Annotated in this window: 29 protein-coding genes and 1 tRNA gene; 8 read left to right on the top strand and 22 right to left on the bottom strand. The window is 64.6% G+C overall.

Annotation, left to right across the window (positions count from 1 at the left end; all coding sequences use genetic code 11):
- Window positions 1–41: 41 nt before the first annotated feature.
- The 18 genes from rplO to rplC are packed head-to-tail and all read right to left on the bottom strand — an operon-like array spanning window position 42 to window position 8,775.
- Entirely contained in the window at window positions 42–500 is a 459-nt protein-coding gene (gene rplO, locus TX72_RS10470) for a 50S ribosomal protein L15 (protein WP_011128942.1), read from the bottom strand.
- A gap of 6 nt (window positions 501–506) precedes the next feature.
- The gene (gene rpsE, locus TX72_RS10465; protein ID WP_011128941.1) at window positions 507–1,154 is read right to left on the bottom strand and encodes a 30S ribosomal protein S5; all 648 of its coding nucleotides are present in this window, start codon (window positions 1,152–1,154) and stop codon (window positions 507–509) included.
- Between the two features lie 13 nt (window positions 1,155–1,167).
- Window positions 1,168–1,536 carry a 50S ribosomal protein L18 gene (gene rplR, locus TX72_RS10460; RefSeq protein WP_011128940.1) on the bottom strand — a complete coding sequence of 123 codons (369 nt, stop codon included), beginning with the start codon at window positions 1,534–1,536 and terminating at the stop codon, window positions 1,168–1,170.
- 33 nt (window positions 1,537–1,569) lie between these two features.
- On the bottom strand, window positions 1,570–2,109 hold the full coding sequence (rplF, locus tag TX72_RS10455; protein ID WP_011128939.1) for a 50S ribosomal protein L6: 540 nt from the start codon (window positions 2,107–2,109) through the stop codon (window positions 1,570–1,572).
- Between the two features lie 14 nt (window positions 2,110–2,123).
- Complete coding sequence (rpsH, locus tag TX72_RS10450) at window positions 2,124–2,525, bottom strand: 30S ribosomal protein S8 (protein WP_011128938.1); 402 nt, start codon at window positions 2,523–2,525, stop codon at window positions 2,124–2,126.
- 19 nt (window positions 2,526–2,544) lie between these two features.
- Window positions 2,545–3,084 (bottom strand): 50S ribosomal protein L5, encoded by a 540-nt coding sequence (gene rplE, locus TX72_RS10445; protein WP_011128937.1) that lies wholly within the window; start codon window positions 3,082–3,084, stop codon window positions 2,545–2,547.
- A gap of 41 nt (window positions 3,085–3,125) precedes the next feature.
- Window positions 3,126–3,482 (bottom strand): 50S ribosomal protein L24, encoded by a 357-nt coding sequence (gene rplX / locus TX72_RS10440; protein ID WP_011128936.1) that lies wholly within the window; start codon window positions 3,480–3,482, stop codon window positions 3,126–3,128.
- Window position 3,483: 1 nt separating this feature from the next.
- Window positions 3,484–3,849, bottom strand: coding sequence for a 50S ribosomal protein L14 (rplN, locus tag TX72_RS10435; protein WP_011128935.1), 366 nt, complete (start codon window positions 3,847–3,849; stop codon window positions 3,484–3,486).
- Window positions 3,846–4,157: a 30S ribosomal protein S17 gene (gene rpsQ / locus TX72_RS10430; RefSeq protein ID WP_011128934.1), complete on the bottom strand. Its 312-nt coding sequence runs from the start codon at window positions 4,155–4,157 to the stop codon at window positions 3,846–3,848. Before rpsQ ends, rplN begins: the two co-directional genes overlap by 4 nt.
- Window positions 4,158–4,174: 17 nt before the next feature.
- A complete protein-coding gene (rpmC, locus tag TX72_RS10425; RefSeq protein WP_011128933.1) occupies window positions 4,175–4,384 on the bottom strand; it encodes a 50S ribosomal protein L29 in 210 nt (69 codons plus the stop codon).
- A gap of 2 nt (window positions 4,385–4,386) precedes the next feature.
- A complete protein-coding gene (rplP, locus tag TX72_RS10420) occupies window positions 4,387–4,863 on the bottom strand; it encodes a 50S ribosomal protein L16 (RefSeq protein WP_011128932.1) in 477 nt (158 codons plus the stop codon).
- Window positions 4,864–4,879: 16 nt separating this feature from the next.
- Entirely contained in the window at window positions 4,880–5,608 is a 729-nt protein-coding gene (gene rpsC / locus TX72_RS10415) for a 30S ribosomal protein S3 (protein ID WP_011128931.1), read from the bottom strand.
- A gap of 20 nt (window positions 5,609–5,628) precedes the next feature.
- Window positions 5,629–5,994 (bottom strand): 50S ribosomal protein L22, encoded by a 366-nt coding sequence (rplV, locus tag TX72_RS10410; RefSeq protein WP_011128930.1) that lies wholly within the window; start codon window positions 5,992–5,994, stop codon window positions 5,629–5,631.
- A 4-nt stretch (window positions 5,995–5,998) separates the two neighbouring features.
- Window positions 5,999–6,274, bottom strand: a complete 276-nt coding sequence (gene rpsS / locus TX72_RS10405; protein WP_011128929.1) for a 30S ribosomal protein S19 — start codon at window positions 6,272–6,274, stop codon at window positions 5,999–6,001.
- A gap of 35 nt (window positions 6,275–6,309) precedes the next feature.
- Entirely contained in the window at window positions 6,310–7,173 is an 864-nt protein-coding gene (gene rplB, locus TX72_RS10400) for a 50S ribosomal protein L2 (protein WP_011128928.1), read from the bottom strand.
- A gap of 15 nt (window positions 7,174–7,188) precedes the next feature.
- A complete protein-coding gene (locus TX72_RS10395) occupies window positions 7,189–7,491 on the bottom strand; it encodes a 50S ribosomal protein L23 (protein WP_011128927.1) in 303 nt (100 codons plus the stop codon).
- The gene (gene rplD / locus TX72_RS10390) at window positions 7,484–8,119 is read right to left on the bottom strand and encodes a 50S ribosomal protein L4 (protein ID WP_011128926.1); all 636 of its coding nucleotides are present in this window, start codon (window positions 8,117–8,119) and stop codon (window positions 7,484–7,486) included. Before rplD ends, TX72_RS10395 begins: the two co-directional genes overlap by 8 nt.
- Window positions 8,119–8,775: a 50S ribosomal protein L3 gene (gene rplC / locus TX72_RS10385; RefSeq protein ID WP_011128925.1), complete on the bottom strand. Its 657-nt coding sequence runs from the start codon at window positions 8,773–8,775 to the stop codon at window positions 8,119–8,121. The genes rplD and rplC overlap by 1 nt, the downstream gene beginning before the upstream one ends.
- Window positions 8,776–9,151: 376 nt before the next feature.
- Between rplC and ndhN the strand changes: the two genes are divergently transcribed.
- From ndhN to recA, 6 genes are all read left to right on the top strand, one after another.
- Window positions 9,152–9,613, top strand: coding sequence for an NAD(P)H-quinone oxidoreductase subunit N (gene ndhN / locus TX72_RS10380; RefSeq protein ID WP_011128924.1), 462 nt, complete (start codon window positions 9,152–9,154; stop codon window positions 9,611–9,613).
- Window positions 9,580–10,626: a Light dependent period protein LdpA domain-containing protein gene (locus TX72_RS10375; RefSeq protein ID WP_011128923.1), complete on the top strand. Its 1,047-nt coding sequence runs from the start codon at window positions 9,580–9,582 to the stop codon at window positions 10,624–10,626. Before ndhN ends, TX72_RS10375 begins: the two co-directional genes overlap by 34 nt.
- A 23-nt stretch (window positions 10,627–10,649) precedes the next feature.
- Window positions 10,650–12,281, top strand: a complete 1,632-nt coding sequence (locus TX72_RS10370) for an AAA ATPase domain-containing protein (protein WP_011128922.1) — start codon at window positions 10,650–10,652, stop codon at window positions 12,279–12,281.
- A gap of 90 nt (window positions 12,282–12,371) precedes the next feature.
- Window positions 12,372–12,443 (top strand) — tRNA-Gln (locus TX72_RS10365).
- A gap of 10 nt (window positions 12,444–12,453) precedes the next feature.
- Window positions 12,454–13,203 carry an HAD family hydrolase gene (locus TX72_RS10360; RefSeq protein WP_011128921.1) on the top strand — a complete coding sequence of 250 codons (750 nt, stop codon included), beginning with the start codon at window positions 12,454–12,456 and terminating at the stop codon, window positions 13,201–13,203.
- An 86-nt stretch (window positions 13,204–13,289) separates the two neighbouring features.
- Window positions 13,290–14,417 carry a recombinase RecA gene (gene recA, locus TX72_RS10355; RefSeq protein ID WP_011128920.1) on the top strand — a complete coding sequence of 376 codons (1,128 nt, stop codon included), beginning with the start codon at window positions 13,290–13,292 and terminating at the stop codon, window positions 14,415–14,417.
- A gap of 1 nt (window position 14,418) precedes the next feature.
- Here recA and TX72_RS10350 read toward each other — a convergent pair whose 3' ends face one another.
- The 3 genes from TX72_RS10350 to TX72_RS10340 all read right to left on the bottom strand — a co-directional run bounded on the left by TX72_RS10350 (window position 14,419) and on the right by TX72_RS10340 (window position 16,590).
- The gene (locus TX72_RS10350; RefSeq protein WP_011128919.1) at window positions 14,419–14,775 is read right to left on the bottom strand and encodes a DUF1815 family protein; all 357 of its coding nucleotides are present in this window, start codon (window positions 14,773–14,775) and stop codon (window positions 14,419–14,421) included.
- Window positions 14,776–14,846: 71 nt separating this feature from the next.
- Window positions 14,847–15,095, bottom strand: a complete 249-nt coding sequence (locus tag TX72_RS10345) for a DUF2839 domain-containing protein (protein ID WP_011128918.1) — start codon at window positions 15,093–15,095, stop codon at window positions 14,847–14,849.
- 49 nt (window positions 15,096–15,144) lie between these two features.
- On the bottom strand, window positions 15,145–16,590 hold the full coding sequence (locus TX72_RS10340; protein ID WP_011128917.1) for a helicase: 1,446 nt from the start codon (window positions 16,588–16,590) through the stop codon (window positions 15,145–15,147).
- A gap of 58 nt (window positions 16,591–16,648) precedes the next feature.
- On the opposite strand from TX72_RS10340, the gene TX72_RS10335 reads away from it, so the two are divergent.
- Window positions 16,649–17,548 carry a prephenate/arogenate dehydrogenase gene (locus tag TX72_RS10335; RefSeq protein WP_042503855.1) on the top strand — a complete coding sequence of 300 codons (900 nt, stop codon included), beginning with the start codon at window positions 16,649–16,651 and terminating at the stop codon, window positions 17,546–17,548.
- Here the strand turns inward: TX72_RS10335 and crtD are convergent.
- The gene (gene crtD, locus TX72_RS10330) at window positions 17,538–19,040 is read right to left on the bottom strand and encodes a C-3',4' desaturase CrtD (RefSeq protein WP_011128915.1); all 1,503 of its coding nucleotides are present in this window, start codon (window positions 19,038–19,040) and stop codon (window positions 17,538–17,540) included. The two genes, TX72_RS10335 and crtD, sit on opposite strands and share 11 nt — an antisense overlap.
- Here crtD and TX72_RS10325 point away from each other — a divergent pair.
- Window positions 19,031–19,981: a fructosamine kinase family protein gene (locus tag TX72_RS10325; RefSeq protein ID WP_225867698.1), complete on the top strand. Its 951-nt coding sequence runs from the start codon at window positions 19,031–19,033 to the stop codon at window positions 19,979–19,981. The genes crtD and TX72_RS10325 overlap by 10 nt on opposite strands.
- Window positions 19,982–19,984: the final 3 nt, after the last annotated feature.

Genomic DNA, 19,984 nt, shown 5'->3' with positions numbered 1-19,984 from the left:
GGCTCAGACCTTAGGGCTGACGGACGGTGAACCCGGCCGGATCAGTCGAGGGTTTCGCAGCTGCCGCCGGCGGCTTCGATTTTGGTGCGGGCTGATGCAGTGAAGGCAGCGGCCTGAACCGTCAGCTTCTTGGCGGTCAGATCACCGTTGCCGAGAATCTTCAGGGGATGCTTCGGACTGGTGACAACCCCATCTTTGACGAGGGAATCCAGGTTCACGGTGCTGCCGTCCTTGAGGCTGTTGAGAGCCGAGACGTTGAGCACCGTGAAGTGCTTGGGGTTGACCAGGGGGAAGTGCTTGAGCTTCGGCACCCGGCGGTAGAGCGGCATCTGGCCACCCTCAAAACCTGGGCGCGTGGGACGGCCAGAGCGGGATTTCTGGCCACGCATGCCGAAGCCGCAGCTGGCGCCCTGGCCGGCGGCGATGCCGCGGCCCTTGCGCAATTTGCGGCGACGGGCGCCCTTGTTGGCTTTGAGGGATTCGAGTCGGAGAGTCGTCATCGCGAATCAGGAGTAGATCTGTTCGAGGGAGATTCCCCGTTCCTTGGCCGTCTCCTTGTGGGTGCGGAGAAGCGACAGGGCCACCATGGCAGCCCGGGCGTTGTTGAGGGGGGTCTTGCTGCCCAGACGCTTGGCCAGGACATTCTTGATGCCGGCCAGCTCGAGCACGGTGCGGATCGAGCCGCCCGCAATCACACCGGTACCGGGTGCGGCGGGACGGATCAGCACGCTGGCGGCACCGTCACGGCCATTGGAGAGGGTCGGGATCGAGTTGTGACGGGTTAGCGGCACCTTGACCAGGTGCTTCTTGCCATCGGCGACGCCCTTGCGGACAGCACCGATCACATCACCGGCCTTGCCGACACCGACGCCGACTTGGCCTTTCTCGTTGCCGACAACGACGATGGCCCGGAAGCTCATCTTCTTGCCGCCCTTGACGGTCTTGGAGACGCGGCGGATCTGTACCACGCGCTCCTGCCATTCGGAGTCGCGCTCCTGATTTCGTCGATCACCGCGGCGTCCGCCACGGCGGTCGCCACGTTCACCACGGCCACCGCCGCGACGCTGTTCCTGTTGCTGGCCCTCCGCGGCTGCGGGGACATCGGCGGCGCCTGGCACCGCGTTGGGGTTGGACTGGGGAGAGGAATCTGTCATGGGTAAGCAGGAATCAGAACTGAAGGCCCGCTTCCCGGGCGGCATCGGCTAAGGCCTTGATCCGGCCGTGGTACAGGTTGCCGCCACGGTCGAAGACCACGCTTTGGATCCCCTTGGCGATGGCGCGCTTGGCGACCAGTTCGCCAACGGCGACGGATGCATCACAGCTGCCGCCGTTGGCCTCAAGGCCGGCACGCAGCTCTTTGTCGACGGTCGAAGCCGAGCACAGGGTGCTCTGAGCGTCGTCGTCGATGACCTGGGCGTAGATGTGATTGTTGGAGCGGAACACCGCCAGCCGCGGACGGTCGGAGGTGCCGGTGAGGTGGCGACGCAGGCGCCGGTGGCGTTTCTGCGTCTGCTGTTTGCGGGACAGTTTGGACATGGTGGGTAAGGGAGAGGAACGTCAGGACAAGGCTTATTTCTTGCCGGACTTGCCCGCCTTGCGCATGATGCGCTCGCCCTCGTACTTGATGCCCTTGCCCTTGTAAGGCTCGGGCGGGCGAATGGCGCGGACTTTGGCGGCCTCGTTGCCCACCAGTTCCTTGTCGATTCCGGAGACGATCACCTTGGTGTTGTTTTCCACCTTGAAGGTGATGCCCTCAGGCGGCTCCATTTCAACGGGGTGGCTGTAGCCGGCGCTGACCACCAGGGTCTTGCCTTTGACCTGGGCCCTCGAACCCACGCCCACAATTTCGAGGCTCTTGCTGTAGCCGTTGTTGACGCCCTCGATCATGTTGGCGACGAGGGTGCGGCACAGGCCGTGGCGTTCGCGGGAGAAGCGCTTGCTGGTGGATGGAGCCACCACGATGCAGTTGTTGTCTTGGCTGACGCTGACGCCGTCAGGAAGGGTGCGTTCCAGTTCGCCCTTCGGTCCCTTGACCTTCACGGTGAGGCCGTCGAGGGAGACGGTCACCTTGTCGGGTACAGGAACAGGATTTTTGCCGATGCGTGACATGGTTGAGCTCCGGATCAGTAGACGTAACAGAGCACCTCGCCCCCGACGCCCTCGCGGCGGGCATCGCGATCACTCATCACACCCTTGGAGGTGGAGATGATCGCAACGCCAAGACCGCCGAGGACCTTGGGCAGGCCACGGGTGTTCTTGTAAATGCGCAGACCTGGCTTGCTCACCCGCTGCATGGAGCGGATGGTGGGCAGCCGGTGCTTGCCGCTGTACTTAAGGGAGAGCACCAGTTCGGTGCGCACGCCTTCGCCCTGTTCGCTGATCTCGGAGATGAAGCCCTCCTGCTGCAGCACCTTGGCGATGCTGCGGGTCATGCGGGATGCAGGGATCTTGGTGGTCTCGTGACGCTTTTCACTCGCATTGCGAATGCGGGTGAGCATGTCGGAAATGGGGTCGTGGTTGGCCATAGGTGTCGACGGGGAGGGCTCAGTTGCTCTGGAACGGCATTCCCATCTCGCGGAGGAGGGCCCGGCCCTCTTCGTCTGAACGGGCGGTGGTCACGATGGTGATGTCCATGCCACGAATGGCATCGATCTTGTCGAAGGAGATCTCAGGAAAAATGATCTGCTCCCGCACCCCCAGGGTGTAGTTGCCGCGCCCGTCAAAGCTCTTCGGGCTCACCCCGCGGAAGTCGCGGATGCGGGGCAGCGCCAGGTTGATCAGGCGCTCCAGGAACGCATACATCCGGTCACCGCGCAGGGTGACGGCACAACCGATCGGCATGCCCTGGCGAATTTTGAAGGCGGCAATGGCCTTCTTGGCACGGGTGACGACCACTTTCTGACCGGTGATCTGTGCCAGCTCGTTCACCGAGGCCTCGAGGGACTTGGCGTTGGCTGCGGCTTCGCCGAGGCCCCGGTTGACGGTGACTTTCACCACCTTGGGGACTTCGTGGATGTTGGTGAGGGAGAGATCCTTCTGCAGCTTGGGCTGAATGGTCTCCCGGTAGCGCTTCTTGAGTGACATGGGGGGTGTGGGGTGCTTCTGGGCTTGGTCAGAAGTCGGGTTCAGTCGAGGACTTCACCGGTTTTCTTGAGCTTGCGCTTCTTGCTGCCGTCCTTTTCGACGACGATCTCGACGCGGCTCGCCACCTTCTTGGCGGTGGAATAGAGCATCACGTTGGAGGCATGCAGGGATGCTTCCTCGTTGACGATGCGTCCGGTCTCACCTTCCTGGGTGGGCTTCTCGTGGCGGGTGCGCATGTTGACGCCCTCCACGATTAAGCGGTTCTCGTTGGGCAGGGTGCGCAGCACCTCGCCGGTTTTGCCCTTGTCCTTGCCGGCGATCACCTGAACGGTGTCGCCTTTGCGGATGCGCATCTTGATGCGATCGCTGGGCTTGGCCTTGCTGGTTGCGGTGGCCATGTCAGATCACCTCCGGAGCGAGGGACACGATTTTCGTGAAGTTGCGCTCGCGCAATTCACGGGCCACCGGTCCGAAGACGCGGGTGCCTTTGGGGTTGTTGTCAGCGTTGATGATCACCGCTGCGTTGTCGTCGAACCGAATGGAGTTACCGGTGTCGCGACGGAGGGTTGCCTTGGTGCGAACCACCACGGCTTTCACCACATCGGACTTCTTCACACCCATGTTGGGCATGGCGTCCTTCACGGCAGCGACGATTACATCGCCCACATGGGCGTAGCGACGGTTGGTGCCCAGCACACGGATGCACTGGATGCGCTTGGCGCCGCTGTTGTCGGCGACGCTCAGATAGCTCTCCTGCTGGATCATTCGCTCACCTCCTTGGCCGCAGCCTCAGGTGCTGGAGCAGTGCTTCCGGCTGATTTGTCAGCTTTTGGGCTGTGGCTCAGGACCTCGGCGATGGCCCAGCGCTTGTGCCGGCTCATCGGACGGGTTTCCGTGATGCGAACACGGTCTCCGACGCGACAGGAGTTGTCTTCGTCGTGGGCTTTGTAACGGGTGGTGCGGCTGACCGTCTTTTGATAGATGGGATGGGGGAAGCGGCTTTCCACCGCCACAACCACCGTTTTTTCCATCTTGTCGCTGACGACGGTGCCGACCCTTTCCTTGACTGCCATGGGTACAGAGAGGGTGATCAGGACGCGGCGGAGCGCTGACGCTCCGATTGCACCGTCATCAGCTGGGCCAGCTTGATGCGGACCTCTTTGAAACGGTGCGTATTGGCCAGTTGGCGGGTGGCCTGCTGGAAGCGGAGCTGAAACAGTTCGCGGCGAAGACCATTGATCTGTTCAGTGATGTCCGTATCGGACAGCTGGCGGACCTCAGCGGCGTTGGGACGGGCCATGGTCAGGACTCCACGTTGACGGCTTCAGCAGCAGCCGGTGCTTCCGCAGCCGATTGCTTCTGCTGTTCATCAAGAGCGATGAACTTGGTCTTCACGGGCAGCTTGTACTGCGCCAGACGCATGGCCTCCTTGGCGATTTCGGGGGTGATTTCGGCACCGCCCATCTCAAAGAGGATGCGACCTGGCTTGATCACCGCCACCCAGAATTCTGGGTTGCCCTTACCGGAACCCATCCGGGTTTCGGCGGCGCGCATGGTGATCGATTTGTCCGGGAAGATCCGGATCCAGATCTTGCCGCCACGCTTGACGTAGCGGGTCATGGCGCGACGGCTGGCCTCGATCTGGCGCGAGGTGATCCAGCCGCATTCCTGGGCCTGCAGTGCGAATTCACCGAAGGCGATGGTGTTGCCCCGGGTGGCGACGCCGCGCATGCGGCCTCGCTGCATTTTCCGGAATTTGACGCGTTTTGGACTCAGCATGGTTCAGGCCTCCTGTTCAACCCTCGTTGGAGCGGTCTTCGAACTGTTGGGGCCGACGGCTGGCCCGGCGGCGAGGGGAAGCCCCCACCGGTATCAGCGGGGCTTCGTCGCCCAGCACTTCACCCTTGAAGACCCACACCTTGATGCCCAGCACGCCGTAGGTCGTGCTGGCCACCTTGGTGGCGTAATCGATGTCCGCCCGCAGGGTGTGCAGGGGAACGCGACCTTCTCGGGTCCACTCGGTCCGGGCGATCTCGGCGCCGTTGAGGCGGCCGGACACCTGGATCTTCAGGCCGAGAACACCAGCGCGTTGGGCGCGCTGGACGGCCATGCGGATGGTGCGGCGGAACGCCACACGTTTTTCCAGTTGCTGGGCGATGTACTCAGCCAGCAGGAAGGCGTCACCGTCAACGCGCTCCACTTCGACGACATTGATCCGAACCTGGCGGCTCCGATCGCCGACCGTCTTCTGGATTCCGGAACGGAGTTCCTCGATTCCGCTGCCCTGGCGGCCCACCAGCACGCCGGGGCGTGCGGTTTTGAGCTCCACTTCGAGTTGATCGGCCTTGCGGGCGATCAGCACATCGCTGATGCCGGCAGAACCGTATTTCTTGTGAATGAACTTGCGAATCCGATCGTCCTCCTGAAGGAGGGCCGGATAACTCTTGCTGGAGGCGTACCAGCGTGACCGGTGTTCCTGGGTGATCCCCAGGCGCAGACCGGTTGGGTTGATCTTGTGTCCCATTGGGTCGGAGTCCTCGGGGGTCAGGAATCGGGCTGAGCCGCCACAGCAATGCTGATGTGGCAGGTCTGCTTCTTGATCTGGAAAGCGCGACCCTGAGCCCGGGGGCGGTAGCGCTTCATGGACGGTCCCATGTCGGCACTGGCACTGGAGATCACCAGGGAGGCGGGATCAAGACCCAGGTTGTGCTCGGCATTGGCCACAGCGGACCGGAGCACCTTGGTGATCGGTCCGGTGGAGCGATACGGCATGAACTCGAGCATGATCAGGGCGTCGCGGTAGGTGCGACCTCGGATCTGATCGAGAACACGGCGCACCTTCGACACGGAGCCCCGGATGAAGCGTCCGTGGGCCTGTGCGATCGGGGCCGTGGTGGATGACGTGGTCATGGCGTCAGCGGCCTCCTTTCTTGTCTTTGATGTGGCCCTTGAAGGTGCGGGTGGGAGCGAACTCCCCCAGCTTGTGACCCACCATCTGCTCGGTGATGAACACCGGCACGTGGGACTTGCCGTTGTGAACGGCAATCGTGTGGCCGATCATCATCGGCAGGATCGTGGAGGCCCGAGACCAGGTCTTGATCACGGACTTGTCATCGGTGTCGTTCTGCTTTTCAACCTTGCGAAGCAGGCTGTCGGCAATAAACGGACCTTTTTTGAGTGAACGTCCCATAGCGGTTTAAGCAAGCGGCAAAACGATGGTTGGCATCAGGAATCGCGTCCGCCACGGCTCCGCTTGGAGGTCTTGCGACGCTTCCGGAGCACGTATCGGTTGCTGGGCTTGTTCCGCTTGCGGGTCTTGAGACCGAGGGCGGGTTTGCCCCAAGGGGTCACCGGGCCTGAGCGGCCAATCGGTGCCCGACCCTCACCACCACCGTGGGGGTGGTCGCAGGGGTTCATCACACTGCCTCGAACCTGGGGACGACGCCCCAGCCAGCGGCGACGACCGGCCTTGCCAAGGCTGGTGTTGCGGACTTCTGAGTTGCCCACTTCACCGAGGGTGGCGTAGCACTCACGGCGGACCAGGCGCACCTCGGTGGAAGGCAGCTTGAGGGCGACGTAGTCGCCTTCTTTGGCCATAACCTGAGCGCTGGCACCAGCGGTGCGGACCATCTGGCCACCGCGGCCGGCATAGAGCTCAACGCAGTGAACGCTGGAACCCAGGGGCACGGCCGACAGCGGCATGGCGTTGCCGTTCTCGATCGGGGCGTCGGGTCCGGAGACCACGGTCTGCCCCACCTGAACCCCTGCCGGGGCAAGGATGTAGCGCTTCTCGCCGTCGGCGTAGAAGAGCAGCGCCAGACGGGCGTTGCGATGGGGGTCGTAGTGGATGGCAGCCACCTTGGCGGTGATGCCGTGCTTGTTACGGCGGAAGTCCACCACGCGGTACAGCCGTTTGTGACCGCCACCGCGATGGCGGCAGGTGATCACACCACGGTTGTTGCGGCCCTTGCGGCGGTGTTTGGACACCACCAGGGACCGTTCCGGCTTGCGGCCGGTGACCTCACTGAAGTCGGTGACCACCCGGGTTCTGGTACCGGGGGTGTAGGGGCGGAAGTTACGGATTGCCATGACGATTCAGACCCCTCAGGACTCAGGGAAGAGTTGGATCGAGTTGCCCTCCGCCAGGCGCACCACGGCTTTCTTCACCTGGGCTCGTTTGCCGGCGAAGCGACCCATCCGACGCGTGCGACGGGGGGGATTCATGGTGCTGATGCCGGTCACCTTCACATCGAAGAGCTGCTCGATAGCGGCCTTGATGTCGGGTTTTGCGGCGCGGTGGTCCACCTCGAAGGTGTACTGGTTGAACTCGAGGGCCCGGGTGGCCTTCTCGGTGATCAGCGGCCGACGGATCACGTCAGCCAGGCGGCCCTGGAAACGCTCAGTCATCGCCGTAGACCTCCTGGATGGTTGCAAGGGCGTCCTCGCCGAGCACCAGGGCGTTGGCGTGGAGCAGATCGAAGACGTTGAGCTGATTGGCGGCGATCAGCTTCACCTTTTCGAGGTTGCGCACGGAGCGGCGCACCACATCGGAAGGCTCGGTGAGCACAATCAGCACCTTGGCGTCGGCAGCGATGCCAAGCCGGCCGAGGGCGTCCGTGATCTCCTTGGTCTTGGGGGCTTCGAGGCTCGTGCCGAAGTCCTTCACCACCGTTACGTCTTCAACGCGGGCCATGAGCGCGGTGCGCAGGGCCAGACGACGTTCCTTGCGGTTCATCGCAAGGTTGTAGGTGCGGGGCTTCGGCCCGAAGACGATGCCGCCGCCGGGGCGCAGAGGTGTGCGGATCGAACCCTGACGGGCTCGGCCGGTTCCCTTCTGCTTGTAAGGCTTACGGCCACCACCGCGCACCTCGGATCGGGTGAGGGTGGAAGCGGTTCCCTGACGGGCGTGGGCCTGCTGGCGCAGAACCGCACGGTGCATCAGGTCGTTGGCCGTGGTCTCCTTGGCCACTTTCAGATCGAGGGTCGCCTTGCCGGCTTCCTTCCCCTGCCAGTCGCGAATCACGCAGTCAGCCATCACTGTCCTCCTTTGGCGGGCTTGGCACCCACCCGCAGGGCGGGTCGGATGTTCAGCAGGGCGCCCGGCTTGCCGGGGACCGACCCTTTCACCACCAGTAGGTTGCGCTCGCTGTCCACCTTGAGGATGGTCAGGCCGCGGGTAGTGATCTTCTTGCCGCCGTAGCGACCGGCCATGCGCTTGCCGGGGTAGATGCGACCAGGCGTGGTGCCGGGTCCGATCGAACCGGGCTCGCGGTGGTTCTTGGAACCGTGGGTCATCGGTCCACGGCTGAAACCGTGGCGTTTCTGATAACCGGAGAAACCACGGCCGATCGTGTCACCGCTGACATCAACCTTCTGGCCGGCTTCGAAATCACCGACGGTGATCGATCCGCCCAGTTCGAAACCGTCCAGGCCATCAACGCGGTATTCACGCAGGTGGCGGAGGAGGGTTTCACCGGTTTTGTTGAGGTGACCCTTGGCAGGCTTGTTGATCAGCTTTTCGCGGGTGTCGCCAAAGCCGATCTGCACCGCGGCATAGCCATCGGTGTCGCTGCTTTTGAGTTGGGTGATGCGGCAGGGACCGGCCTCGATCAAGGTGACGGGGACGGCTCTGCCCTGCTCGTCGAAGAACTGGGACATGCCCAGCTTCTTCCCGAGAATGCCGATTGACATGAGTGGGGAGGAAGCGCCAGCGGGACTAGCACCACCCGGTGACCCGGATGGGGCATGGCGTGCTGATCGGTTGGACGCAGACGTGGTTCGAGCGAAGGATCCCGGAAGGAACGTCTCTCGAATGGGGCTAGCGGTCGATTCAGCGAGGCTGGGACTGACCTGTGCACGAAGTGCTCTGGAAGTTTCCCGGCGGATCGGAGGACCCGCACTGGCCTGAGGACCCTGCGCAATCGCGGGGTCTGTTCTGCCGACTGGAGGCCCGGCTAGCGGACGGGCACAGAAACGCAGAACAAACTAAGAACATACAGCAGCGTCAGACCTCCCTTCCCTGCTCTTGCCTTTGGCTGCCAGACTCTCGACAAGCCATCCTGCAGCCATGCCTCTGCTTCTCACCGGCCGGACATTCCGCCGTGATCTCGAAGCCCATGGTTGTCTGGCCGTTCATGCGCCTTTGGAAGGCGGTGCCGAAACCAGGTTGTTGCGACGGTTGCGCGGTGCCGGCTACCGCACTCGACTCTGGTCAGCCCGTGGCCTGGGCGATCCGGAGGTGTTCCTGACGCAGAAGCACGGCATCCGTCCCCCACATCTGGGACATCAAAGCGTCGGTCGTGGTGCTGCTGTCGGTGAGGTCCAGGAGGTCGTGCCGCAGCTGGGTGATCTGCTCGATGGTGACGCCCAGGTGGCGCTTTGGCTTCTTGAGGGGCAAGTGCTCTCGCAATCAGAACTGCGCTCTCTCTGCGATCTCTGCAGTCGCGAACCGCGCCTGCGCATCATCGTGGAGATGGGTGGAGCCAGGAGCCTGCGATGGCAGCCGATGAGCGGCCTGCTGGCCAGCTGAGTCCTCACGACGCTCTGCGTCGTGGCCACTGGGTCAAGTTGATTTGCGGTGCCAGCAACCAGGACCTGCCTGCGATAGCGGATCTCTGTGCTGTGTACGGAGCAGCCGGCATTGATTGCGTCGATGTTGCCGCCGATCCGGCCGTGGTGAGAGCAGCTCTTCAAGGCTTGCAGTGGCTCGACCAGATCGGCACGGCACGGCCATGGCTGATGGTGAGCGTCAGCGATGGCAGTGACGCCCATTTCCGCAAGGCCTGGTTTGATCCCGCCCGTTGTCCGGCCGACTGTCCGCGACCGTGCCAGCGGGTCTGCCCAGCGGAGGCGATCGCAGCGGTGGGAGCGGTGGATGAGCGCCGTTGCTATGGCTGTGGTCGCTGTCTACCCAGCTGTCCGCTCGGTCTGATCGAGGAGCGTGACCACCGCCTCAGCTCCGACGCGATCGCTGAGCTGCTGGCGTCGATGCGCCCCGATGCGGTGGAAGTGCACACCGCTCCGGGACGGGGTGAGGCCTTTGACACCCTGTTGGCGCAGCTGGCCGTCGCCGGAGTGCCGCTGCAGCGTTTGGCCGTCAGTTGCGGGTTGGAGGGCCATGCGCTGACTCCCGCTGCCCTTGGCCAGGAGCTGTGGCAACGACACAGCAGCCTGCGCCGTTGGGGATTCAGCCCGCTCTGGCAGCTGGATGGACGCCCGATGAGTGGTGATGTGGGAGCCGGAACGGCCCGGGTCGCGGTGCAGCTGTGGCGCTGGATGCAGCCGCTGGCGCCGCCCGGACCGCTGCAGCTGGCCGGCGGCACCAATGCCAGCACCGTGCAGCTGTTACGTCCTGAGGAGCGCCCTGCAGGCGTCGCCTTCGGGGGGATGGCTCGTCGTCTGCTGATGCCCTTGATTCACGAGGCGCAGGCCCAGGGCACGTCTCTGCGTTACTGGCCCGAGGGCTGGCGGGCTGGGCTGAACCTGGCCCGGTCTTTGGTGGAGCCATGGCGGCGACGGCCAGGGATGGAACGCCCCTGCTAGAAGCGGGTCCGGGGGATGCCGTGATGACCACACAACGGATCACAGACGATCTCGAGCGGTTATTGGCTCTGCTCCCCGATCCGGTGCGCGACGCTCTTCGCCCTCCGGAGCGCCGGGACCAGCTGCTGGAGGTGGTGCTGGATCTGGGACGTGTCCCTGAGGCGCGTTACCCCGGCCAGGCCTTGGCCCTTGGTGAGGTTGCCCTCACCCGCGACGACCTGGACGCCATGGTGGCCCGGCTGGGTTGCTTCGGTGCAGACAATCGCGCCGGAATCGAGCGGACTCTGCATCGGATCAGCGCCATCCGCAATCGCCGGGGGGATGTGGTCGGCCTGACCTGCAGGGTCGGTCGTGCGGTCTTCGGCACCGTGGCCCTGGTTCGGGATTTGCTGGATGGTGGTCAGTCCCTGCTGCTGATGGGGCGCCCAGGCGTCGGAAAGACCACCGCCTTGCGTGAGATTGCTCGCGTGCTGGCGGATGACTTGCAACGCCGGGTCGTGGTGATTGACACCAGCAACGAGATCGCCGGTGACGGCGACATCCCCCATCCCGCCATCGGTCGGGCCCGTCGGATGCAGGTGGCCAGGCCTGAACAACAGCATCAGGTGATGATCGAGGCGGTGGAAAACCACATGCCCGAGGTCATCGTCATCGACGAGATCGGGACGGAGCTGGAGGCCCAGGCGGCCCGCACGATTGCCGAACGGGGCGTGATGCTGGTGGCCACGGCCCATGGCAATGCCCTGGCCAATCTGATCAAGAACCCCACCCTCAGCGATCTGGTGGGCGGCATTCAGTCGGTGACCCTCGGGGACGATGAAGCCCGGCGACGGCGCAGTCAGAAGACGGTGCTCGAGCGTGCTGCCGAGCCCACGTTTCCTGTGGCGGTGGAGATGCACAGTCGTCAGCGCTGGGCGGTGCATACGGATGTGGCCTCCACGGTGGACCAGTTGCTGCGCGGCCTGCCGCCCCGGATCCAGGAGCGGGAGCTGGCGGCCGACGGCGCTGTTCGGTTGGTGGATCCACCGGACGAGCGGCGTCCTCGCCTGCTCGCACAGCCTGGGCTGCAGAGCCGGCCGGCTTTGGCGGCTGTGCCGATGCCACCGCCCGCTGAACCGCCGTTACCCGACCCAGAGGAGGAGGTCGATCCCGCCAGCGACGACCTCCAGGTGCTCTGTTGCGGGATCACACCGCAACTGGTGGAGGAGTCGACCCGGCGCCATGGATGGCCCGTGCAGGTGGTGGAGGATCTCTCCGATGCGGATGTGGTGTTGAGCATCCGTCAGGGACTGGGGCGTCAGCCGTCGCTACGGCGGCAGGCCCGTGAGCTGAAGGTGCCGATCCTGGTGATCAAGGCCGACACACTGCCCCAGGTGGAGCGTGCGCTGGAACGGTTGCTCAGTCGGCGCGAGGGCATGGATCAGGAGGAGCCAGGTCCTGTTTCCGGGGACGGCCAGGACGACGAACTGGCGGGCCTGGAGGAGTGTCGGCTGGCCGTGGAGCAGGTGGTGATGCCGCAGGGCCGGCCCGTGGAACTATTGCCGCGATCCGAGCGGGTGCGCCGGATGCAGGCCGATCTTGTGGAGCGTTACCGGCTGCGTAGTGATGTCTTCGGACAGGCCGAACAATGCCGATTGCGTGTGTTCCCCCCCTGACCAGGCAACGGTGGATTGACGAAGGTGAGCCTGATGTGGGTAACTATTCTCTAACCGGAACGCGTCCGATTACGGAGCCGACCGGATCATTGGGCCGTCGCCAAGCGGTAAGGCAGCGGGTTTTGGTCTCGCCATTCCTAGGTTCGAATCCTAGCGGCCCAGTTTCTCCGTCATGACGGCACAACCCCTCCTGGTCTTCGACTTTGACGGTGTGATCGTCGATGGCATGGCCGAGTACTGGTGGAGTGCCTGGATGGCAGCCCAGCGGCTCAATGCAGAGCCCCAGGGGCTTGGTTCTGATGCGGTGCCGCAGGGTTTCCGGCGGTTACGTCCCTGGGTCCATCACGGCTGGGAGATGGTGTTGCTGGCCGCTGAAATGCCTCAGCTCGATCCCGAGCGTTGGGTCGTGGATTACGCGACTGAGCAGGACATGGCCCTGCAGCGGCGCGGCTGGTCCGCATCTCTACTGCAGGAGGCCCTGGACCAGACGCGGCAGCAGGCGGTCAGCTCGGATCGTGCGGCCTGGCTTGGCTTGCATCAACCCTTTCCCGGACTCGTGGATCGATTGCAGGCGTTCCAGGAGGAGGGCGTGGATTGGGCCGTGCTCACCACCAAGACGGCAGCGTTCACCGCTGAGTTGCTGGAGAGCCTTGGGCTCAGGCCCTGGCGGCTGGATGGACGGGAGGCCGGTCCCAAGCCAGAGGTGCTGCTGAGACTCCAGCGTGAACGGGTGCTGGCAGGTTTTGTCGAGGACCGCCGTGCCACCCTCGAGACGGTGCGAGACACCGATGGTCTCCAGTCGCTGCCGTGCTGGCTGGCGAGCTGGGGATATCTCAAGCCTTCTGATCGCGAGGATCTCCCGCGAGGAATCCAGCTGATTGACCAGGATCGACTGGCGACCCCCCTGGCGCAATGGCCCTGATCCGTTAGCGTACGCCTGTACTACCTGAGACGATTCGGCGCTTCTGTGGCATTGGATCTCTCGTTCCTTAGTTTCAGGTTGCTTCCATGCCTGCAGAGATGAAATCCGCCGCCTCCGGTTCCGATCCCCGTTCCTCCGGCGAGCGTGACAAGGCGCTGAATCTGGTGCTTGGCCAGATCGAGCGCAACTTCGGCAAGGGGTCGATCATGCGCCTTGGTGATGCCTCCCGGATGCGGGTGGAAACCATCTCCACCGGTGCCCTCACCCTTGATCTGGCCCTCGGCGGTGGCTATCCCAAGGGGCGTGTGGTTGAGATCTACGGACCGGAGAGCTCCGGTAAGACGACCCTCACCCTGCATGCCATCGCAGAAGTGCAGAAGCGCGGCGGTGTGGCCGCCTTCGTCGACGCTGAGCATGCCCTCGATCCGGTTTACGCCGCCTCCCTCGGCGTGGATGTGGAAAATCTGCTCGTGTCCCAGCCGGATACCGGCGAGATGGCGCTGGAGATCGTCGATCAATTGGTGCGCTCAGCGGCAGTTGACATCGTTGTGATCGACTCGGTGGCCGCCCTGACGCCGCGGGCTGAGATCGAAGGTGAGATGGGAGATCTGGCGGTTGGAAGTCAGGCTCGTCTGATGAGTCAGGCGATGCGGAAGATCACCGGCAACATCGGCAAGTCCGGTTGCACCGTGATCTTCCTCAACCAGTTGCGCCTCAAGATCGGCGTCACCTACGGCAACCCTGAAACCACCACAGGTGGTAATGCGCTCAAGTTCTATGCCTCCGTTCGACTGGACATCCGTCGGATCCAGACGCTGAAGAAAGGAACGGAGGAATTCGGGATCCGGGCGAAGGTCAAGGTCGCCAAGAACAAGGTGGCTCCGCCGTTCCGCATCGCTGAGTTCGACATCCTGTTCGGCCGCGGCATCAGCACCCTCGGTTGTCTGCTGGATCTGGCGGAAGAAACCGGTGTGGTGATCCGCAAGGGGGCCTGGTACAGCTACGAGGGCGACAACATCGGCCAGGGTCGGGACAACACCATCACCTGGATGGAAGAGAACCCTGAAGCCGCCATCACCATCGAGCAGCTGGTGCGTCAGAAGCTCACCGAGGGATCTGAAGTGAAGGCCAACTCGATGAAACCGCTTGCAGCAGCAGCTCGCACGGCGGCGGCCGCGGCGCCGAAGGCCACTGCGGATGAGGCGGCGGCCTGACTCAGGCCGCGGATGGAGCGGACAGTTGAGTTGCTGTGCTGTCCGCACCCCGGCGTTGGTGCAGCATTTCGGTCATCCGCTGCAGTTCCTGGATGGCTTCGGCGCCTTCCAGCTTCACCAGCTCGTGGCCGTTGCGGGACTCCACCCAGCTGATACCGAAATCGGACACGAGGAAACGCACCACGTGGCCATCGCCGAGGTCGGAGACGAACGACGCGCCATGGGCATCCTCGCCATCACCGCAGGAGTAGCAACTGGCGGTAATGCCGCAGGCTTTCAGGCCGGAAGCCAGGGCTTGCAGGCTCATCACGAGATCCTGAACCACAGAGCGGTAGTGCTCGGCGAGACGGGGGAACATGCCTGAGTCCTAAGTAAAACCCAGGTTAAAGGTTTTCTTCAGCTTCTGTGTGTCCCTGTCCGGGAGGGGTTTCAGGGGGTGTCCGCCAGGGTCCACCAGCCCGCGGCAGGTCCGATGAAACGCACCGTCACCCAAAACACGACCATGGCGCCGATGCCGATCCAGGCCCCACGGGTGGTGACCGCCACAAACTGCTGGGCTTGATTCCGGGTCAGGGGGATCCAGGACACGATCCGTGGGGAGGTGTCCTTCGGGGACGCATCCTTCTTGGGTTGGCGTGGTGGCAGGCCTTGGGCCGACCGTCGGCGAGCTTCTCCCATCCCCACAAGCTGTCGTCACTTCAGCTTATTCAGCTCTGAGGCGGGTGAGTCAGTCGGGCAGAAGACGTTGAAGCGGTCGCCAGGGTTCAAGCCGCTGCAGCACCTGGTCGCCCCAGCTCCGCCCCCGCAGGCGGCCATCCAGCACCGCAAGCCTGCCTCCAGAACGGCGCAGGGGGGCCACTGCGGCAGGGATCTGGCGCAGTGCTTCCGGCAACAGCAGGGAGCGGAACCAGTCCGCACCCTGGGATTTCAACCGTTCCACCCGGGCGGCTGTGATCGGGCTGGTGAGGCTGGCGATCGGCAGCAGGCCGATGATGATCTGCTCCGGCTCCGGCAACTGGTCAAGGTGCTGCAACCACCAGCTCCAGCTGCCGCTGATCACCCCGTTGTCTTCCGGTGCGGTGCACTCATCCTGAACTCGGGTGCCGAATTCGGCGGCCAGCGATGCCGTGAGGGAACGGCGCAGGCTGGGGTCGTCGAGCAGCAGCACCGTGAGGCCTGGGCGACCCAGGATCAGTCGCCGGCTTTGCTCCAGCAGATGCTCGGCATAGATCTCCGTGTTGGGTAAGGGCTGACGCCTGGGAGCAAACAACGGCAGTGGCTCCTCCAGTTCGGCCTCCCGCAGCACCGCGGTCACCGTGGGCGAGGCATTCGCCTCCTGCAGTTCCTGTTCCAGCCGGGCGCTGTCCCCGCTGTCGCTCAGCATCAGCGTCGGCCGTTGGCTCAGCAGCCCCTGCAGTTGCTGCAGGGGCTCCAGTGGTTCCAGGCACCAGCTCCACTGCAGCATCGTGTGATCCAGCTCAGCCCAGTGGGACCACTCGCGGGGATCGCAGGCGAGCAACTCAGACCAGGGGGATGGGCAGGGCCCCATCACCGCCAGCAGATCCCGCAGGCTCTGGCAGGCGCTGTTGTCCAGTCGAATGCAGGCGTCAACCCGCGGCGCTTCCCGGAACAGTTGTCTGCTGAGCCGTTCATGCAATTCCAGCAACGGCTTTTCGGCCTGGGGCAGGGCCAGGCGCAACTGTTCCCAGTGGCTTGCATCCAAACGGATGGCCATGCAACGCCGCAGCTGTTCGCTGAGCTGATCGATGCCTGGCAACAGCAACTGACGATCACCCAGCAGGTCATTGCGGTGAGCCTGAATCAGGCCGGCATGGTCCAGCAGCCAGAGCTGATCCTGCGGCGGCGGGGTGTTGCCCTCCCAGCAGGCCAGTCGGAATCCCTGGCGGGCCAGGCGCGGACGTTCCACCTGCAGCAGTCGCTGCCGCTGTTGCGCTGTGAGCACGAGCACGGCGCTGCTGGATTGCAGACACAGCGGCATCAGCAGCCCCAGCCACCAGCGTTCCCGTTGGTTCGGTGCCAGACGCAGCAGGGTCCGGTCGCCCCGTCTCAGGCTGCGACCCACCAGCCGGCTGAGGGTCAGGTGATGGGGCCAGTTCGATTCACCCTGCCGCAGCAGTGTCTTCAGGTGACTGTGGGCCTGAGCTTCAAGCATCGGTGAACCCTACGCAGAGTTCGATGCCCAAACGGTTCATCGCAATCGATCGACCAACATGGACCCAGGACAGTTGAGCGGCATGGGTGTGGATTCGGGCTGCGTTGGCATCGTCGGTCTTGGCCTGATCGGTGGATCGATCGGTTTGGATCTGCGCGCTCAGGGCATCAAGGTGCAAGGCCTGGTCCACCGTTCTTCAACAGCAGAACGGGCGATGGAGCGGGGACTGGTCAGCGCGGTGAGCACCGATCCCGCCTGCCTGGCCTGCTGCGACCTGGTGATCCTGGCGTTACCGATTCCGGCGCTGCTCAAGCCAAATGCGGAGTTTTTGGAGGCGCTGCCGGCTGAGGCAGTGGTCACCGATGTCGGTTCGGTGAAACAACCGGTGCTGCAGGAGTGGAAGGGCCGTCACCCACGCTTTGTAGCCAGCCACCCCATGGCGGGAACGGCGCAGGCCGGTGTGGAGGCAGGCCAGCGCGATCTGTTCCAGGGGCGCCCCTGGATTGCCACCCCCGATGCCGAGACCGATTCGGCGGCACTGGCGGTGGTGGAAGACCTGGCCAGGCGACTCGGCAGCCGTTGGTTCACGGCCGGCGCCGCTCAACACGACCAGGCGGTGGCCCTGATCTCCCACATGCCAGTGCTGGTCAGCGCTGCTCTGTTGCGGGCCGCCGGAGATGAACGCGACCCTGAGATCCGCGCCTTGGCCCAGGCCCTGGCCTCCAGTGGTTTCGCCGACACCAGCCGCGTCGGTGGCGGCAATCCCGACCTGGGAGTGGCCATGGCCAGCAGCAACCGTGAGGCGGTGCTCAAGGCCCTGGCGGCCTACCGCTGGAGTCTCGAGCAGCTGGAGGACGCCGTGATCAAAACCAACTGGGATCAACTGCACAAGGAGCTGACCCGAACGCAGCACCTGCGTCCCGGGTTCCTGGATGCTTCGGCTGAACTCAACCCCTGAGCTGCAACTCGCCGCCGCGCGCTGCCACCAGCTGCCGGCAGGCATTGAGGGCTGAAAGGGTGACGCCGGCCGTTCCTTCTCCGGGGTGGAGGCTGTCGCCGCAGAGCCAGAGCCCTTCCATCGGCGAGCGCCCTGCCAGACCGAAGGGCCCGAAGCGGCTCGGATGCTGGCCGAGTCCCCCCACCATCCCCCGCGGTCGCCCGGTCCAACCGGCGAATCCCCGGGGGGTGGCCAATTCCACGTGCAACCAGTCCTGGGGCTGCAGATCAAGCCAGTGGTTGAGCTCCCGTCGCATGGCCTCCAGGCACTGGCTTTTGCGGGCCTGGTACGGCTCCTCCTCAAGGCTGCACCAGTCCGCGGTGGGGGTGAACACGCTGGCGATGAGGGTGGCCTGACCCGCCGGTGCGCGTCCGTCACCCTCGCGGCTGATCGAGACGAACAGGGAACCTGGATCGTCGGAACCCCGTTGCAGATGGCCCGGGCAGGCGCTGGGCAATGCCGCCCGCCGCACCACGCCGTAGAGCACCAGGGCGCCACTGGGTTCCGGCAGCTGGCTCAGGCGTTGCCGGTAACCCCCGGGCATAACGGCCTCAGGGATCAGCTCCAACAGGCACTGAGGCGGCAGGCTGCAGACCAGATCGGCGGCCATGTGGTTCTGATCACGGCCTGCGGGACTGTCCACCACCACCCGCCAGCCCTGGCCTGTGGGCTCGAGGGCGGTGACCCGATGGCGCATCAGCACGCGGCCGCCCTGGGTCTCGATCGCCTGCACCAGCTGATCACTGAGAACCTGCATGGAGCCCTGCAGATGCCAGAGCCCCAGGGGTGCCTGGGCCATCTGCAGCACCGTGGCGCCGTAGAGCGCTGCGGTCCGGTCCGCGGGCTCCTGGGAATACAGCTTGAGCTGGAGGTCGAGAAACCGTCGCAGGCGCGGGTCGTCGCCGCAACCGCAGAGGCCGAGCAGGTCGGCCATGGTCAAGCCCGTCAGCAGACCCGACGCCACGGTGATCGGGCGCAGGGCGGAAACCAGTTGGCGCAGGTCCCAGAGGGAGCGAGGCGTGACCACCGGATCACGACCGGCGAAGCCCCAGTTGCTGCGATGGATCAGCTCACAGAGGCTCCAGAAGGCATCGCTGCCGGGAAACTGGCGACGGCGTTCTTCGTTCCAGCGCTCGGGATCATGCCAGAGGGGGATGGGCTCGGAACCATCCCCCAGGTCCACCACGCAGCCAGGATCGAGGACCTCGGCTTCCGGCAGTGGCAGGCCAAGATGCAGCAGCAGTCGGGCGTGGCTGCCGCCCGGTTCGAGCCCGGCCACCTGGGTGGCGCCCACGTCAAAGGTCCACGGCCCTCGGCGGAAGGTGCCTGCACAGCCCCCCGGCTGGTGATGTGCCTCCAGCAGCGTCACCGGCAGCCCCTGCTTGGCCAGCAGCGCCGCGGCGGTGAGCCCAGCGATGCCGCCACCGATCACGATCACACCGGTTGCCGTCAAAGCGCACCCCTGAACCGGTGCATGCTGGCAACGAGCGATCCGTCCCGGCGATGCACCCGCAACTGCAGCAGGAGTTGGTGGCATCCACTGGGCCACTGCCGGGCCGCCAGCTGGTGGATGTGCGTGCGGTGGGGGGTGGCTGCATTCACCAGGCCTGGTGCCTGACCATGGCGAACGGCGAGCGGCTGTTCGCCAAAAGCGGCAACCTCAAGGCCATGGCCCTGTTTGAGGTGGAGGCCGAGGCGCTTGAGGCCTTGCATGCCCATGCCGATCCGGATTGGCTGGTGGTGCCCAAGCCTCTGTCCCTGTCAGCCCTGCCCAGCGGAGCGGTGCTGCTGCTGCCCTGGCTGGAGCTCAGCGGCTGTGATCAGCGGGCCCTGGGTCGTGGCCTGGCACTGCTGCATCAGGCATCGGAAGCGGCCGCGCCCCAGCGATTCGGCTGGGATCGGGATGGCTACATCGGCGCAGGCCCGCAGCCGGGGGGATGGCGGGATGGGTGGGGTGCCTGCTTTGTGGAACTGCGGCTGCAGCCCCAGTTGGCCTTGGCCAGGGATCTCTCTCTTTCAGGGGAGTGGCTGGATCGGTTGCTGACTGGCCTGCGTCAGCGGCTTGAAGGCCATGCCCCCAAACCTGCCCTGGTGCACGGTGACCTGTGGGGCGGCAATGCAGGGGCTCTGAACGATGGACGTGGTGCCCTTTACGACCCCGCCTGCTGGTTGGCCGATCGCGAGGTGGATCTGGCCATGACCAGGATGTTCGGCGGCTTCAGCGCAACGTTCTATGGGGCCTACAAAGAGGTCTTGCCGCTCCGCTCAGGTTGGGAGGAGCGCGTCGAGATCTACAACCTGTATCACCTGCTGAACCACGCCAACCTGTTCGGAGGCGGGTACGTTTCCCAGAGCCAGGACTGCCTGAAGCGCCTGGCTCGAACGATCACTTAAGAG

This window comes from Parasynechococcus marenigrum WH 8102 (genome assembly GCF_000195975.1).
Classification (GTDB): Bacteria; Cyanobacteriota; Cyanobacteriia; order PCC-6307; family Cyanobiaceae; genus Parasynechococcus; species Parasynechococcus marisnigri.
Note: the sequence above shows the minus strand (reverse complement) of the source record. Positions and strands in the feature narration are given on the sequence as shown.

Coding starts and splice junctions, on each gene's coding strand:
- rplP (WP_011128932.1), bottom strand. CDS start 4,863: ATGCTGAGTCCAAAACGCGTCAAATTCCGGAAAATGCAGCGAGGCCGC.
- rpsQ (WP_011128934.1), bottom strand. CDS start 4,157: ATGGCAGTCAAGGAAAGGGTCGGCACCGTCGTCAGCGACAAGATGGAA.
- rplE (WP_011128937.1), bottom strand. CDS start 3,084: ATGTCACTCAAGAAGCGCTACCGGGAGACCATTCAGCCCAAGCTGCAG.
- TX72_RS10335 (WP_042503855.1), top strand. CDS start 16,649: ATGGACCCAGGACAGTTGAGCGGCATGGGTGTGGATTCGGGCTGCGTT.
- TX72_RS10375 (WP_011128923.1), top strand. CDS start 9,580: ATGGCAGCCGATGAGCGGCCTGCTGGCCAGCTGAGTCCTCACGACGCT.
- ndhN (WP_011128924.1), top strand. CDS start 9,152: ATGCCTCTGCTTCTCACCGGCCGGACATTCCGCCGTGATCTCGAAGCC.
- TX72_RS10340 (WP_011128917.1), bottom strand. CDS start 16,590: ATGCTTGAAGCTCAGGCCCACAGTCACCTGAAGACACTGCTGCGGCAG.
- rpmC (WP_011128933.1), bottom strand. CDS start 4,384: ATGGCCCGTCCCAACGCCGCTGAGGTCCGCCAGCTGTCCGATACGGAC.
- TX72_RS10395 (WP_011128927.1), bottom strand. CDS start 7,491: ATGACTGAGCGTTTCCAGGGCCGCCTGGCTGACGTGATCCGTCGGCCG.
- rplX (WP_011128936.1), bottom strand. CDS start 3,482: ATGGCCACCGCAACCAGCAAGGCCAAGCCCAGCGATCGCATCAAGATG.
- rplB (WP_011128928.1), bottom strand. CDS start 7,173: ATGGCAATCCGTAACTTCCGCCCCTACACCCCCGGTACCAGAACCCGG.
- rpsC (WP_011128931.1), bottom strand. CDS start 5,608: ATGGGACACAAGATCAACCCAACCGGTCTGCGCCTGGGGATCACCCAG.
- rpsE (WP_011128941.1), bottom strand. CDS start 1,154: ATGACAGATTCCTCTCCCCAGTCCAACCCCAACGCGGTGCCAGGCGCC.
- TX72_RS10360 (WP_011128921.1), top strand. CDS start 12,454: ATGACGGCACAACCCCTCCTGGTCTTCGACTTTGACGGTGTGATCGTC.
- rplR (WP_011128940.1), bottom strand. CDS start 1,536: ATGTCCAAACTGTCCCGCAAACAGCAGACGCAGAAACGCCACCGGCGC.
- rplC (WP_011128925.1), bottom strand. CDS start 8,775: ATGTCAATCGGCATTCTCGGGAAGAAGCTGGGCATGTCCCAGTTCTTC.
- rplN (WP_011128935.1), bottom strand. CDS start 3,849: ATGATCCAGCAGGAGAGCTATCTGAGCGTCGCCGACAACAGCGGCGCC.
- recA (WP_011128920.1), top strand. CDS start 13,290: ATGCCTGCAGAGATGAAATCCGCCGCCTCCGGTTCCGATCCCCGTTCC.
- rplO (WP_011128942.1), bottom strand. CDS start 500: ATGACGACTCTCCGACTCGAATCCCTCAAAGCCAACAAGGGCGCCCGT.
- rplD (WP_011128926.1), bottom strand. CDS start 8,119: ATGGCTGACTGCGTGATTCGCGACTGGCAGGGGAAGGAAGCCGGCAAG.
- rplF (WP_011128939.1), bottom strand. CDS start 2,109: ATGTCACGCATCGGCAAAAATCCTGTTCCTGTACCCGACAAGGTGACC.
- rpsH (WP_011128938.1), bottom strand. CDS start 2,525: ATGGCCAACCACGACCCCATTTCCGACATGCTCACCCGCATTCGCAAT.
- TX72_RS10370 (WP_011128922.1), top strand. CDS start 10,650: ATGACCACACAACGGATCACAGACGATCTCGAGCGGTTATTGGCTCTG.
- TX72_RS10350 (WP_011128919.1), bottom strand. CDS start 14,775: ATGTTCCCCCGTCTCGCCGAGCACTACCGCTCTGTGGTTCAGGATCTC.
- rpsS (WP_011128929.1), bottom strand. CDS start 6,274: ATGGGACGTTCACTCAAAAAAGGTCCGTTTATTGCCGACAGCCTGCTT.
- rplV (WP_011128930.1), bottom strand. CDS start 5,994: ATGACCACGTCATCCACCACGGCCCCGATCGCACAGGCCCACGGACGC.
- TX72_RS10345 (WP_011128918.1), bottom strand. CDS start 15,095: ATGGGAGAAGCTCGCCGACGGTCGGCCCAAGGCCTGCCACCACGCCAA.